Here is a 15,720-nt window from a genome sequence, read left to right on the forward strand (position 1 = left end):
TTAACCAGCGCTTTTTTGTTGGTTGCCTATCAGGTTCATATATCACGCTGTAACGGCAAACAAGACATTACCATTCCGCGATACAAAGGCGACTTTTAACACCACGAATTTGTAATCCCATCGCTTCAAAGACATGCTCAAAATCTTGACAAGATGCAGGCACATTAGGTAGCGACAATGAAGCCTCGGTAAAAAACGTCCGACTCAAATTATCCGTCTCTCCCCAAGCTAACTGCCACCAATCCAAAATTCGCGGCTTGGATGCGTTTAATCGATAGCTAGCAGGAATACGATCACGCTTGTTTAGGTTTTCAACCTTAGATGTTGGTAGTAAGTTCCACTTATCATTGTTGGGCCAATAAGCAAATGGCAAACAGTGATCAACGTGATACTCATTTCGTAATTTGCTTCCACTCCATACACTGACAATGTCGCAATGGCTGAGCTTCAACTGTTCAATTCTCTTTCGCACGACTCGCGTATCATGGTCTTTATCAATCCAGACCAAACAATCATGATACGTTTGCAGTGGAATACCCCGCTCTTGATTAGACCGAAATCGTTGCATTTCCATAATCCATTGGTTGACCACCAGCGGCTCAATCCAAGAGTTATACAATCGAAAACAATCCCAAAGGCTTTCATCCAACACAAACAGCCCATAACCTTCGAGGAACTCGCTATCCACAACAATTGAACGTTTTGGCTTCTTAGCTGAACGAATCATTTCAAAGTAAGGGTTTGATTTATCACCTTGATAGGTAAAAGTGACGGGACCATCTTTTATGGTTTTTAAGCTGTCTTTTATCGCTTTATCAAGCGCCACTGCATCTTCACCAAAAAATGTCGTGCCTATAGCAAGATCATCAGGACTTAAATGGGAAAGTCTGCCCCAGCCATCGGGCTTTATAAAACCTAGCCCTTTAGACGAGTTCGAGCTTTGCTGGATGTTCTCTTTATCGATTAAACGCTTAAATTGACGAATCCAATATAAGCCAACTAATCCTAATGGGATTGCAACTTTACCTTCGCTGCGATCAACCACTGCACCAGAATGAGCGTCTGCAATACGTAGTAAAGTACGTAGTAGTGCGAGCTTATAGGTAGCCGATTTGGAATCATTGACGATAATGTGGCGAACCTTATTCAGATCACCGGAACCATCATCAGGCAAAGACATCACTACAGTTTGCCAAGATACACCCGTTCGCTTTAACTGATCGTCATCGAGAGATACGTTTCTCACCATTAAAGCGCTATTCTTTGCAAACTTTTCGAGCTCTTCAACCGATACGGGATAAGCTTTACGACCGTCAGAAAAGTCACCGTGACGAAGGCTAATCACCAATCGACCATTAGGCGCTAACAAATTTGCAAGTTTGCGAAATGCACGTTCACGGTGCGTAGGCGCAAGATGCATCCATACCGCACTGACAAGAATTAAATCGAAGCGAAAGCCAAGATTAATGGTTTTCTCAAGCTTAGGTAATGCATCTTCAAGCCAAGTAACGGAATCGCCACAGTAAGACTTACCAAGCCTTAGAAGTGCTTGAGCAGGCTCAATCGCAACAACTTCACACCCATGCTCAGCCATCCATTTAGCGTCTCGACCAGAGCCCGCGCCAACATCTAACACACGATCTCCAGCCTGGGGCCAGAAGACTCTCCAACTCGCGTGGACATCCTCAAACTGGATCGATGTGTATTGCTTCGCGAAAGAGTCGGCGTATCGGTCATAAAAGTTAGAAGTGGCAGGCATAAAGGTTAACGAAAGGTAATTAATATGCGTCCATATTAATTGCTAGAAATTGCAATGGCTAGAATGCCATTCAAAAGTTGTAGATAGAGTGGCAATTACAGCCAAAAACCTAAAAACGACAAAGCCCCGACAACTCAAAGAGTTATCGGGGCTTTTGAATAAATGGCACGCCCTATTGGATTCGAACCAATGACCACATCCTTAGAAGTGATATGGTTTTATAGTTTCAAACGATAACACAAGATTAAGCAACAAAATAAAATCAATTACTTACATCAAACCTAGATAGTAATCATACTACTTACGATTACATACAACTACACTAAATCACTTCCTTACTTGACTAGTTACTTGACTAACTTTATTGTTAGTCAAGTTGCGCTAGTTCGTGAGTTGAGGTGATAAAATGCTAACTGTAAAAGAGATAAAGGGATTACAGCCGAAGAAAAGTCCATATTACGTGTGGGACAAAACAGGAGAACGAGGAAAAGGTCGGCTCGGAGTTCAAGTCATGCCCTCAGGTTCAATCAACTTCAAATTCCGCTACTTCAAAGGCCCTAATAATACTCAGTTTATACCTCTCGGGAAATTTCCAGGTATGACCCTTTCCCAAGCTCGTGACCTTTGCAAAGAATATAGTGACCTATTATCTCAAGGAATCGATCCAAAAACCGAACGAAAGAAACAAGCCGAAGAAAAAGCCAAGGAAGAGCGTGAACAAAAAGAATTAGGAACGTTTGAGCAACTCATCAATTTTCATACGCAGCACAAAAAAGATAAAGGTAACCGCTCATATCAAGACGAATATCAAAAAATCGTTGCCAACGTATTCCCTTATGTCGACATAAATAAAAAAGCTAAGGACTTTGAAGCCGAAGATTTTCTTGACGCTTTAGCAATCCCTATAGACCAAGGTTACGATTCGAAAAGCAACAAAATCCGTTCAATTCTTCATGCTGCTTTTAACTTTGCTTTGGAGTATGACAATGACCCCAAATATCGCAATCGAGGCGCAAAATTCGGAATCAAAAGCAACCCTATATCTAATATCCCAACACAATCCGAAAAAGTGGGAAACCATTACCTGTCATGGAAAGAAGTAATTCACCTTCTTTATGACATGGAACATCGGTATGACGATTTAAACCTCGCATATCAAACTAGGCAGGTATTAAGGCTTTGTTTCTATCTCGGAGGACAGCGCCCACACGAAGTGGTAACGATTAAGTGGTCGAATATCAATTTTGCTCAAAGAACAGTTCTAATCACTGAAGCTTTCCAAAAAACCAAGAAGAACCACATGGTCCCACTCACTGAATCTGCGATCAAAATACTAGAAGAAATTAGAGAACAAACAAGCAGTACTAATAGCCCATTTGTTTTCTATAAGAAAACAAATACTGATGAACATATGCCAACTAACACAATTGCTCAAGCGCTAATTACGTACAAAAAAGTGACAAAAGTGAGGTCGTTTGTCGCTAGAGACTTTCGTAGAACGGTAAAGACTTTAGGTGGCGAAATCAAAATCTCAAAAGAGTATCGTGACCGTATACAGGGACATGCCATTAATGATGTGTCAGGCAGACACTACGACATGTACGAATACATCGATGAAAAGCGTTCAGGGCTAGAGAAATGGGAAGAGGCGCTCAATTCACGCCTTGAGGATTATAAGCTCATATACTTTGAGAAAGAGCTTCCTTGGAAGAAGGAGAGCCTTGCTTCCTAATATGTAAGGCATGTTATGCGTAACATGTAACTAGAGCATAACGAGTTAGCTGCATTTAATTATTTAATCTGGCGCTTGCCTCACTAGAAAACCTTAAATGCCTAGTCCCCATCAAGTTTGGTTTTGCACTGGTGCTATGACTATCTACTGGATAAAGTAGCTAGGCTACAGAGCTTCGCTCTGTAGGTTTTCTATCAAGAGTGAACATTGTTCTACTTTGTTAGTCAGTGTAATCCTAGCCCATATTCAAGCTGGTTTTTGGACTAAAGTGAGTTGTGCTCCTTGGGACACGCTGCTTTTCAGATTACTTTTTTCATTGCAGTCAACCTACATTTGACAGACCTAATTCACTCACCCGCTATAACTTCCTAAAATCAGACACCAATTTATAACTTGCCGATTAAGTTAGGTTGGCAGTTTGATGCAGAGCTTTTCAAAAACTCATTAGCAATTCTAACTATGTTGGCAATTAACTTTTGATCTGTGGTGAAGAACCCTAAAGGTATATGGACGGGACTAATATCAGGTAAAGCTAGGTGATAGCTCACAGCAGCAAACTCTCCCTCTAAAACCAAAACCTCAACGCTACCATCAAATAACCCGTTTCTTATGCCTTCACAAAATTCCAAGTTACCTAATTTGTGTTTCCACAATTTACCAGCCTGGCTTTCAACATTGGGATGGTTGTCACAAGGTAAGTAAAGCTTCAACTCATAATTTCTACTTTTTCCCTTGTTACTATAGTTAATTAGAGTCGCTTTAGCGTTGTTAAACCCTTCACTCATTCCCCAATAACGAGTGTTTGCACCATACCAAGATAACACTTTTGCTTTTTGTGCTTTTTTAAAAGGCTTTAGTTGTTTTAAGTGATTCTCAATTACACTAAACGGCTGTTTACCATATAACGGCCCCAATATCAGATAATAAGGCTTATCATATGAACCTGCCACCATTTCAGCGAGCAGACTTCGAAGATCTATGCTGGCATCATTAATAAACCGAGAAATGGACATATCTTCAAAGGTATCCCAAGCCGAAATAATACTATTAAGGTTGTTGCTTAATCTAAAATTTTCTGTTTCGTTTAAAATTTCTTGTGCCACTGCTTCGTCATTTACGTATTCCTGACGAAGATCTAACGGCTTAAGTTGGTTGTTTAAATCGATCTCAAATCTGCGTCTAATTCTGTGAGCAATAGTTTTCTTTCTTGTAACTTTATCAACGGAATAAAGGCTAGGCAGTGAATTTTCATGAATCTTGAACCCGCCTAATTCATCATTTTGAACAAGTTGCTGAAAGTGTTTAGTAAACATTGCTCTTACATGTTGCTCACTTAAGCTCTGTATTTCATGATTTGCTTTTAAGCGAAGGCCTGAATGCCAATTGTCATGCTGGTTTTTAACTTTATTAAAGCCTGCTAGTTCAAAAGACAGAGAAGCAGTTCGAGTCTGGGGCTTTTCAACCATAGGCTTATCATCCAACGATGAAAAATAACCTTTAGCTAGTGGGGTTAAAAACAACTTTCCATCATCAGAATATGCAATCTCCCCTTTACTAATGGGCTCTTCAATTGCTGCCGCAAGTTCTCGTTGGTTAAAACCAAAAAATGAAGACAATTCAAACTTTGAGAGTGGTGAAATATAAAGAGCTTTTAGCAAAAACTCCTTAATGAATGGGAAACCTTGTTTGCTTAAATATGAGAATTCAATTTTAAATGTCTCTGTAGGTACAATGTAGTCTACTTCATTAAATTCAATCGTTGTGTTTTCCATAACCGTTATACCGCCTTCTTAAACTTCTTGGTTTTAGCATCTACAAAGCGATATAAGCTTTCATTAGCATTTTCTTCCATATAGGTAATCACTTTTCCAAACGGAAGATGGCTATTTTTCCCTTGCCACATTCTTTTATCACCAACAATAACTAACCTGTCCATTGCTCTAGAAAGAGCGACATTTATTCTGTTAGGCAAGTACATGAAACCTGATGACTGCCTTTGGTCTGAGCGGGTAACAGACAGAATAATAATTCTATTCTCTTTACCTTGATAACTATCTACCGTATCAATATTAAGCAACTTTATAAGCCCATCAGAAAAACCAGACTGTTTAACTTTTCGTCTTAAATACCTTTTCTGCTCTGCATACATACATATGATACCTATAGCAGCTTCACCTTCTTTTACTTGCTCTAACAACGAACTTAAAAAGTTCTTGTTCTCATCCACTTGTTTGAGCACATCAACAATAGCTTCAGCCTCTTTCTCATTGTAAATGTTATACCTTGAGCCATTTTCTTGGTGTTTCGCTTGTTTACCTAAATGTGAGGTATCAACCCACGTAGTAAATGCGTTCATCTCATTTGGTACGTCACGGTAAATATCAGGAATTTTACGATCACCATTCTCAAGCTCACCATCGTAAAAGCATTGTGATACTAGAGAACCGATAGCAGGTGCCATTCGATATTGCACAAGTAGTTTGGCCCCTACTTGCTGGCCATAATCACTTTCAAATGCCCGCGCAAAATCACTTTCAATTAATTCATCAATATCATTGGAAGACGGAATACCTAAATGCCTTGCCAATGCCTTTTTATGAGGGTCAGTATAAAGAGGCGGTAATTGCTTATGATCACCTACTAAGAGAATTCGTTTACCAACTTGCATTGCAATAGCAAGTTCACTAGCAATAGAACGAGCGGCTTCATCAATAATAATCCAATCGTACTGATTAGTTGCAATATCAATATTCCAATTGCCTATACCAACACAAGTACCAGCAACCAATTGTTTTGAGCGAGCAAGAAATTCGTCCATATTGGCATTGCCAGACTGCATAACTCTGATCATGTCTTTCGACAATTTCACTAATCGTTGGACCGAACTAGAAGTATTATGCTCAATAGCAAACTCGCGGTTTAAATCTTTTATTAAGTCACTTCTAACTTCACTTAAGTTATCGTGCCAATCTTTGTTGATTCGTATACTTTGAGGCAGCCTGCTATTAATAAGAGACTTTCGTTCACCAATTTGTTTCTTAATGGCTTTTTTCTGTTTAGCTTCTAAGTCATTATCATCTATTTCTCTCAACGCACTTTCTTGTTCTGTGATCAAAGAAAGAAGTTTTTTATCTAAAGCTAAATAGGCTTCTAAATATTCATTGGGGGCTTTTAATGATTTAGCTAGGCTTAACACTCTATATTTTAACTGAGTCTCAAATTGCTCAACTTTTTGGCTAACAATGTTGTCAGAATATGCGTCGCGCAAAGAATGAGATATGGTTGATTCACTTCGACTAAACCGAACAACATCAAGTTTTGTTTTTAAACGACTACAATGTTTCCTAATACGCTCTGCAGCGGTATTCACAGCCTCATGAGACTGGCTGACCAGTAGGATCCTTTCTGCACCTTGCCTTTCTATTAAATAATGAACAAAAGCAGCAATAAATTCCGTTTTACCTGTACCTGGAGGTCCTTGTAACATTGAGAGAGGGCCAAACCTTAATAGCTTTTGAAAAGCAATACGTTGCTTTTCATTAAGCGTTTTAACAACCTTACCCTTATCGTCCTTTATGTCATAACAAGCAAAGTCACTGTCAGTAACTGTTAAGTCGTAATCTGTAGGTTCTAACGTACAGTCAGGTTCAAAATATTCAGATAAATTTTCAACAACTGAGTCTTGGTCAAGAATGCGTGTTAAGGCGTTCTTTCGTTTATTGAAAGAAGACTTATCCGCTTTGCTGCGGAAGAATATGGTATCACTCTCTTTCAAACGGTAAGCGCGGGGAGTGTACCGAGATAATTGTACTCTATTTAATCCAGAAGCAGACAAATTAACTTCGCCGACAAAGTAATCTTCGTCACCATCAACAATAATCGCTTCAACCTGATCTTTAGCTGTAAACCCATCAAGTGGATCTCTATCTGCTTCATAAGGTAAGATAAGCGTATCTTTATTATCTCTGTGTGTTGTTGGCTCACCAGTAAGCTCTACATAGGGATGAGATTCAGTCTCCGTTTTAAGAATTGCTTGCCAAAGTTCACTCGTAGATATTGGTTTAACATTTGCTTCAACTTCAGCAGGTTGAGCTTGAGGCTCTAATGATATTGGTTTTACTTTGTGTAGCTTTAACTGGAATTGCTTTACTGCATTCTCAAAACTATAAAACTGACGAATGCGTCTATTAATGTTGTCTAAGTAGCTCGCTCGACCTTGCGAAATTCGAATACCAAACGGTAGCTCAAGAACGGCATTTTCTATATCTCTACGAGAAACTTCACTCCTATCACTTTTGATAGGGCGTAATCCGTGCTCAAATTCGAAGCGAGCGTCATCGAAGAAAAGTTTTTGAACGCCACCTAACCCTGAAAATACAACAACTAATCCATAACCTTTGCTGCGATTTTCTTCAATTGAAACATACAACTTACCGTTATCAGGATATATAGTAACCGACTCAAAGTCTTCTCTATTACTTCCAATTTCAATATCGATTATTTCAACAGTTGGGGTAGTTGTTTTTTCAGGGTTTAAAACAGCATCTTTAAAACGAGTTAACTCTTTAAAACCAAAATCGACATCTTCAAGCTCATGAATAATTGCTAGGCTAATCGCTTCGAAGTTGTCGTTTTTAGTACCCCATTCGATTTCTAATAGCTCCGAAGCTATCTTAATAACGGCATAGTTGTCACGCTCAAATGCAGAACTATTATCAATATCTATAGGGCTATATTCAGTGTTCAGTAGTTCTTTTGAATCATGGTGAAAATCTAAAATATCAATAATATAAACATCACCTTGCTTATCAACAATGACGTTTTCTGGCTTTAAATCACCATGTGCAAAGCCTAATGAATGCATATGTTCAACATGAGAAATTAAGCTTTTTACGATATCGTTTCTTCTATTACGCATTCGATAAGGGTCTAAAGCTTCGCCCTCAACCCACTCAGAAACCAAATACAACGAGCTATCTCGTGCTGTAATCCCATAATCAACAACTGTAGGTATAAAGCTTAAATCGATGCTCTGTAGCTTTTCTACTCGCTCTAAAAACGATAATGTGCGTAAACCAAGACCAGCGTTAATATCGGTAGGATTGATGTTGTTCCATACTTTTACTATACCTGAGTCAGCCTTATAAACCTCTTTAACATCTGATTCAGTTATAAATTCGACTTCAGGGTGCAGCCTAGAAACTTTAGTTGCCTTAACAAAGCGCTCTAATTCTTTACTAGAAAAACTAAACGCTGCTTCTTTGCTGGGCTCTCGTTCTACTAATGCATCGAGCAATTCACCAGCATTAGCAAAAGTTTTGCCTTCAAAAGCCCTTAAAAGTGTTTCACCATACCAGTCACCACATTGAGTTAACTTTTCTGAAATTGTTTTTTCAAGGTTTGGCGTTAACCGCACTGCCTCCAAAATAGCCCAAGCGATAATCGCTAATCGGACAACGTCATAATGGTATGGTGAAGAATAAGTCGTATCTTGATTGTAGACAGACAACTCATCTCTAATATCACCAACGGTTTCTTTTTTACGTGCAAATGTCGATATGAAATTAGAAAGAGCTACACGTTGCCCAGTGCTTAACCAAATACTGTGATTTCCGATATCTCGGTGTGCGAGTTGTAGTTGGTGCAAGTCAGCAAAGCGAGCGACTAATACTCGAACTAAGTTAACTCTTTCATCGATTGATAAGTTCTCACCATAAGTGGTGATAAAGTCATTAAGGCGCTCATGCCCATGGGGAAGCTCAACAACCTCATTATATTGCGAGGTGATCTTCTCTTTAGTTGGTATAGTTAGCGATGAAACACAATGCTCGTAAAGCTCTCTGCTTTCTCGTTTTATTTTTGTCAGTACTTCACGTTCACGAGAGACTATTTTTATTCGACCATCAGGCGTTTTAGCATCGTGGTTAGAAAGATTATCGAAATCCCAGCTACGTATAATGGCATGATCATTTTTGTCCGCTTCACTTTGAGCAAAAAACTCTTTATAAACCTTATTTGGATGCTCAAATATTTGCTCTTGCCCTAACCAGCCCTCAACAGACAAAGGCTTAGCCTCTACTTTTTTATCATTAAGCAGTAAGCTTTTTTCTAATAGTGGAATATCTTTAAGTAGAACTTTAGCATCTGGGTGCGGTGTGAAACGTTTATTAAATTGCCCTTCGTTTGAACACAGTTTACAAAAATCACCTAGCGACAAAGTATTAGCTAAATCTTTTTTAGGTAAGTGCGAAAAGTTGCTGTTACCACTCATCACAACTACAAAGTGAACATGGGGAGTACGGCCTTCGTTTTTAAACTTACCAGCAAATGGCTTCAGTAAATTCTTTAACAGAAACTCTTTATTACGAGTGACTTCAACAGGAGATTTACCTCGGTCTTCATCACCCCAATACCACTTACCATTGCTTGAAGTTATTGGCTTTCCGTTCCAATGTTTAAGCTCAACAATAAGTATGTTGCAATGAGTAACAATTAATAAATCTATTTCGCCTTGCTTGTTTTTATTAATAAATCGGAAACCTGCATATCCTTTCCAGCCTTCATTAAAGGGCTTTTTTAACGCTTGAAGTGCTTCAAATCCTTGTCCTTTATTTACGCCTTTACCTTTCTGCTTTTGCACACTTGAAGCACTGAGCACATTTTCAATTTTTTTAATAGCATCAATTTCGTGGCGCTCTAGCCCACCTTCCCAGTATTTGATATCCATGTATATTTCTTGTTATTTGTTAATCCAATGAGAAAAATCTACTTACTTAAAGATGAGAGACTTAGAAGGGCTTAGTTGCTTCGTATTAAACAAAATGGTCCTTATGTATTCGTAAGTAGACTTAAGACTTCAAACGGTATTTTTACACTATTGCTAATGATTGATGATCAACCATTTTCGTATTCAACTCAAGTTATACTAGCCGTTTATGTGACTGGGAATGACATAAGAAACCACAAAGTATCATGCCAATTAGCTAGTTAGGGTCTAACGAGCTGTCGCGCTAATTTTTTCAGCCGTTTGTGTCTCTTTGAACAAGGCAGATGCAGTGAAAGTGGCACGCACGGTTCTTCGAGGGACGACACTTGGTAACTAGTGTCGTTTACTCGACATAAACGTGTTTAAAGTATCCCATGTTTGGAGAGGGGGGAGCTGCCTTCTTTCAATTTGCTCGATGATGATGTTTCAGAGTGATAAAGGGTTATAAATAAATTGTATTAGTTGTAGTACAGCTCTGTTCAGGTTCCACGATTCTTTGAATAAGGGAAGGGGAACACTGTTCTTGAGATGTCTATTTGTGAGTCATTTGGTTATTTTCTTCTTTTATGAAAAGGAGAACTCAACCTCATTACCGCTGAGGTTGAGTGTCCGTAAATAAGCTTTATTGATGGTCTGATGCCGATTCGCTTGAGTTGATGTCTTGCCGTTCGGCTAAACGACCTTCAAGTTTGGCTTTTTCGATAAGGGCTTGCTGCATTATATCGTTACACTGGGTCAGCTCAGTACGAAGTTGGTCATTTTCTGCTAGTAGCCTGTCTCTTTCTACTGCCAGTACAGCATTAGTCCGTTGATATTCAAAAGAAGCGTCTGTACAAACCTGCAATTCTTGCACTAGGCATTCTAGTCTCTGCACTTCACCATAAAGATTGTCTTTTTCTTTTGTGAGTATTGAGACCTTATCAGGCAATGGATCAAGTTCTGCTAACTTGTCTTGAAGCTCTTCTATCGTTTCGCTAGACTGAATTACCTGCTGGCGTCTTAGCTCAGATTGATGTTCCGCTATTTTGACCCGAGTCTCTACAGCCTGAGATATATCATGTTCTACTGCTTGCCAAAGGGAGTTTATATCAAGCTTAAATGCTGCTTCAATAGGGGCAGAAAACCACTCTGGGATTTCATTATAGTTCTTTGTGATTCTTGACTGCATTGCATCCAGCACACTAAATACGATCTGAACTTTTGTATACTTCCCACCTACTGCCTCTTGGAGTTGAGTCGGGTTTTTGAATGGTTTTCCAGCAGCCCTTGCTTCTTCAAATGCATTTAGGTAGATATCAAAGCTCGTCCCTTTTTCTGGGTCTTTTTGGGCATTGAGCATTTCTTGCACGTATTTTTGTTTGACTGATTCACGTACCTGCGAGTCAGTAAGTTGCTTAGTGTGTACGTTCATTTACTTACTCCCTTAGTACGCTAGCTCTGTAGCTTGTTTATCTAACCATGCTTCTATAGTTTCACGTTTCCAGCCAACAACTCTTGGGCTAATGGCTATAGCAGGTGGCAGTCTACCCTCTTTTCTCCATCTCCAGATTGTTACTTTTGTTACGTCAAGTTGTTTTGCTAAGTCATTTATTCTTATGAATTTTTTATCAATCATTTTTATTTTTCTCGTTTGTTTTGATTGTGCGTTTGTTTTGATGTAATCGTATGTAATATGCTGATGAGCTTGTAGAGGTAGCAAAAGACATAATGGGTGACACTAGTGGATGATTTAGCAGCAGTGTGGCTGAACAAGCAGTTACTGAACAACCTTGAGAAGCTAGAAGAAATTGCAAAATTTGAAGGGAAGAAACTTACTCAAAAGAAGAGTAGAGATGGAATTTCAGTATTAGACGCTTTTGATGTCCCCTTAGAAGAGTTAGTAGCAGGAGTGTTAGCTGAAGACATTCCGTTCCTAGTGTCCTTCATTGGCAAGCGTCCTCGAACCATTCAAGAATTTATTCGCTTTTCAGGCGGCTTGAGCACATGTATTGAGAAGCTAATCGATTATCGCGTGTATTATCCAGTAAATAGTAAAAGAGCACGTCTGCAAGATCAGGAGTCTGCGATTATTGATTATGTTGATGTAATTGAACAGATGCTTGTGAAGGCGAAAGGGAAAACACCTCAAAAGCCATCTTCAGACAAGGTGGAAAAAGATTACACAGCAATGTCATTGCCATTTTGTGCCTTGTGTTTTAGACGGGTAAATCAGTCCCATTACTACTGTAAAGAGCATCATTCATCTCGTAATTCTATCGTTTATAAACAAGCAACTCGCAGATTGATGTCTGCGGTATACCGACATTCAAGTGATTCAGATGAGCAAGCTAAGTTAGAGAAGCACAAACGTGGTGAGCAAAAACTAGATGCGAAAACACTATATAGATGGATGGATTTGTTTTCTACTCCGTCAACATTGGCGATTACGGATTTAAATAAGCTGGATCAGGGGGCTGATGGCTGGCAAGCTTTTGCGAAGTGTATTCTCGTTTTTACCGTAGAGCATTATCCGTATACTTCTAAGAAACTCCCTGAGATGGTCAATGGATCTAACTTTGATGATTGGATCATCAAGATTGTAAAGCTCTTGGGTGGTCAAGTTGAAGCTAATATGTGGAAACATAAGGATTCAGGTGTATGGATGATTAACTCTAATTTAATGCAAAAGGCATTGACGATATTGAACTGCTTGAGCAGATATGAGGCGATGTGTGTAGTTGAAAGTTATGAAGTGAAAACTGGCTCTAAGTCAGGAAGTAAGGTGGACAGTTCCAAGCACGAAATTGCATATCGGTTACTGAAAGAAAAAGAAACGGATGACTCAATCACTGTTTCTTTGATTGCGAAAGAATCAAGTTTATCACGAGCGGCTATTTATAAAATAATGAACAAAGATAATTGATGCAAACATTTAATTAGTACAGGTTATCCAAGACGCAACCTGTCATTTTTAGATAAAACTTCAACCAGATAAATTAAATTATCGCTGTTATCAAGAACACAGTTCTCGTAAATTTCAATTTATTTACACAATCGCAATTACTTTTTTGGTTTTTGGTTTTTGGTTTTTGAATATTAGAAAAGTAACTTACGTTTGAACACTGTTCTATAGAGTTCAAACGTAAATTAACCTCTTTATATCCCTATACACAATGCTAGTCGAACACACAGATAAAGGCTTTCTGGAAAAATAAACTGCTGTAGTAACTCCTAAAATCTGATGAAGATCAAAGCGAATTTTTTTGATGCACGAAAAACCACATTGCGGACAAACCTCTCTGCACGAAAGCTTACGCTACGTGCGGACAAATAAAAAGTGTCACACGAAGCACTAAAACTGTCGTTTGCGACACAGTAATTGCGCTCTTCGACAACGAAAAAAAATCAACAAGCGCAAGTTTTGCTCATTTAATTTTAGTTTTTCTGTTTTTCTCCTTATATTAAAGCTATAACCGTTATAATAGTTATAACAGTCATAATAGTTATAACATATTTTTTTGAGGGAATGTAGCTTTAATTTTTAATTTAATAATAGATCAAAATTAAAACCAACCACCCATAGAAATAAACACACAAAATATATTTATATATATAACACTTTATCACGAACAATCATGCTATTTTAATAGCATGATTAAATAAAACAACTCCAAGAAACATTAAATTAAGACTATCAATGTATTTTATTTTTAATTTATTAACAGCAGTGCGAGATATACCTAGGATTTTCGCAATCTCATTCATTGTTATGTTAAGGTTTTCTTTTCGTTCTTCAAGCATCGCTTTGTGTATATGGCTTCTTTATCGATTAAGTCATTGTAAAATAGTTTGTTCTAACAGGTTTGTGGCCGATAATCGTGAAGCCAGAAAGTAGCTTTTCAAACTCGAACTGAGTGAGTGTAAGTACCTGATTTTTTTCTCTTTGGGAGGCCACTTATATTTGGCTTTTTCAAGCCGTTGATACCAGAGGGCGAAGCCTATTTTATCCTAGAACAACACTTTGATTTTATCACGCTGTTTATTGGCAAGCAGGACAATGCACCGCTGCCAAGAGACAAATTTATATCACTTTCGAGAATCGTGGCAAGGCCGTTGATAGACTTTCTAAAATCGACACTTTCACGATATAAATCAATTTCTGGGGTGCTGAGTGCATATGTCGGAGCATTCCGATCAGTCATTTCCCCGAGCGATAGCAATCACCAAAATACGCACTGAGCATACGTTTCATGACAGCGCACTGATAAGTGCTGCAAGATAGTTCGCTGGCGTGCCTTGTTGGATACTCAGTTCCTACGAGCTGCGCTTGGGTAGTTATAGGAAATCAAAGCCATTTCTGGCTTTGATTCATCCTATAGCGTTATAACTTGAAATAGTATTCCTTTATCTTTTCAGACATTTTCTGTCTACGATAAATTAGGAAGTCATCGTAGTTTTCTAACTTATATAACGTATTATCTAGTGGCATACAGTTAACTACAAAGTTATCATCTAAATCTTGTTTGTCACGAATCGAACCATACATTAAGTCACCGTTGTCACATTGAGCTTGTACCTGGTCGATGTATACATCAGGCGCAGAGTCGGCAATCTTGATATTGATCTCTTGCTGCAAAAATACATAGTTTGCCACCTGATTATACTTAGCCTGTGTGAAACCATTTTTCTTGAGATATGCTCTAGGGAAAACATGATGCATATCACCTTTATGTATCAGCATATCTTTGACCGAAATTGCAGAAGATAAAAATCCAACTTCATTAGCTGCTGCTTGAGCCGCAAGGTAAACTTTAAATGCAGAAGCATTAGTACTTGATGTTGTTAAATTTTGAACTAGCCGTAAATCCCAGAAAGCATCGGATAACTCAGTAGCCTCTACTCTGGATAAAAAATCTGTAAAATCATCACAACTAGAAATTGCCTTTATGTCCTGTTCAAACCTACTTTCAGGAGAGCCTGAATATCTGCCTGTCAACACTGACATTACGAACCAACGCCTAACCCAATGTTCGATTTTTGGTTCATTTCCGTAGTCACGTTTTAGTTTGAGGTAAAGAATATAAGCAAAGTTCAAAGCATTTTGCGAACGAATCATACTTCGACTAACAAAGCCTGTAGAACGGATAATCATTAAGAAACGTTTAAAATTTGTTTCGTTGATAAACTCTTTTACACCATTAGCGAGAGTATCATATGACGCCTCTTCTATCTCTTTCTCATATGTTCGAGCTTCAAAGTTTCGGCCAGATAATAGGCTGACTAAAAATGCCAACCGACCTCTATCAAAATTAGATGTGTAAGCCACTCTTAGCATGTCAGAATAATCTGGATCATAGAGGTCATCATTTTCGTTGCGTAGCCACTTCATAGCCTTGAAGTAATCAGTGGCTTTGTTGCTTAATTCGATGAGAAGACATGGTAGCCCCATGTTGTTCAGTTCTTAAACAACATACTGAGTTTCAG

At 38.5% G+C, this 15,720-nt stretch carries 8 protein-coding genes; 2 read left to right on the forward strand and 6 right to left on the reverse strand.

The genetic code is table 11. The features are described from left to right. Window positions 1-67: 67 nt before the first annotated feature. Window positions 68-1,759, reverse strand: a complete 1,692-nt coding sequence (locus R7Z77_RS13425; RefSeq protein WP_182016617.1) for a class I SAM-dependent methyltransferase — start codon at window positions 1,757-1,759, stop codon at window positions 68-70. Window positions 1,760-2,165: 406 nt separating this feature from the next. Here R7Z77_RS13425 and R7Z77_RS13430 point away from each other — a divergent pair, with 406 nt between their 5' ends. Further along, window positions 2,166-3,491 carry a tyrosine-type recombinase/integrase gene (locus R7Z77_RS13430; RefSeq protein WP_318136704.1) on the forward strand — a complete coding sequence of 442 codons (1,326 nt, stop codon included), beginning with the start codon at window positions 2,166-2,168 and terminating at the stop codon, window positions 3,489-3,491. Window positions 3,492-3,877: 386 nt separating this feature from the next. Here R7Z77_RS13430 and R7Z77_RS13435 read toward each other — a convergent pair whose 3' ends face one another. The 4 genes from R7Z77_RS13435 to R7Z77_RS13450 all read right to left on the reverse strand — a co-directional run bounded on the left by R7Z77_RS13435 (window position 3,878) and on the right by R7Z77_RS13450 (window position 11,872). Beyond that, entirely contained in the window at window positions 3,878-5,263 is a 1,386-nt protein-coding gene (locus R7Z77_RS13435; protein WP_318136705.1) for a hypothetical protein, read from the reverse strand. Between the two features lie 5 nt (window positions 5,264-5,268). Further along, window positions 5,269-10,218: an AAA domain-containing protein gene (locus R7Z77_RS13440; RefSeq protein WP_318136706.1), complete on the reverse strand. Its 4,950-nt coding sequence runs from the start codon at window positions 10,216-10,218 to the stop codon at window positions 5,269-5,271. Window positions 10,219-10,879: 661 nt separating this feature from the next. Then, a complete protein-coding gene (locus tag R7Z77_RS13445; protein WP_213912204.1) occupies window positions 10,880-11,668 on the reverse strand; it encodes a DNA repair protein in 789 nt (262 codons plus the stop codon). Window positions 11,669-11,680: 12 nt separating this feature from the next. Continuing rightward, entirely contained in the window at window positions 11,681-11,872 is a 192-nt protein-coding gene (locus R7Z77_RS13450; protein ID WP_318136707.1) for a helix-turn-helix transcriptional regulator, read from the reverse strand. Window positions 11,873-11,977: 105 nt separating this feature from the next. On the opposite strand from R7Z77_RS13450, the gene R7Z77_RS13455 reads away from it, so the two are divergent. Continuing rightward, a complete protein-coding gene (locus tag R7Z77_RS13455) occupies window positions 11,978-13,159 on the forward strand; it encodes a hypothetical protein (RefSeq protein WP_318136708.1) in 1,182 nt (393 codons plus the stop codon). A 1,458-nt stretch (window positions 13,160-14,617) separates the two neighbouring features. Here the strand turns inward: R7Z77_RS13455 and R7Z77_RS13465 are convergent. After that, the gene (locus R7Z77_RS13465) at window positions 14,618-15,685 is read right to left on the reverse strand and encodes a hypothetical protein (RefSeq protein WP_318136709.1); all 1,068 of its coding nucleotides are present in this window, start codon (window positions 15,683-15,685) and stop codon (window positions 14,618-14,620) included. Between the last annotated feature and the right edge of the window lie 35 nt (window positions 15,686-15,720).

The organism is Vibrio sp. 1401, assembly GCF_033340295.1.

What these genes read in the sequence shown, in the direction of transcription:
- R7Z77_RS13425 (WP_182016617.1), bottom strand. Translation starts at nt 1,759, where the DNA reads ATGCCTGCCACTTCTAACTTTTATGACCGATACGCCGACTCTTTCGCG.
- R7Z77_RS13430 (WP_318136704.1), top strand. Translation starts at nt 2,166, where the DNA reads ATGCTAACTGTAAAAGAGATAAAGGGATTACAGCCGAAGAAAAGTCCA.
- R7Z77_RS13435 (WP_318136705.1), bottom strand. Translation starts at nt 5,263, where the DNA reads ATGGAAAACACAACGATTGAATTTAATGAAGTAGACTACATTGTACCT.
- R7Z77_RS13440 (WP_318136706.1), bottom strand. Translation starts at nt 10,218, where the DNA reads ATGGATATCAAATACTGGGAAGGTGGGCTAGAGCGCCACGAAATTGAT.
- R7Z77_RS13445 (WP_213912204.1), bottom strand. Translation starts at nt 11,668, where the DNA reads ATGAACGTACACACTAAGCAACTTACTGACTCGCAGGTACGTGAATCA.
- R7Z77_RS13450 (WP_318136707.1), bottom strand. Translation starts at nt 11,872, where the DNA reads ATGATTGATAAAAAATTCATAAGAATAAATGACTTAGCAAAACAACTT.
- R7Z77_RS13465 (WP_318136709.1), bottom strand. Translation starts at nt 15,685, where the DNA reads ATGGGGCTACCATGTCTTCTCATCGAATTAAGCAACAAAGCCACTGAT.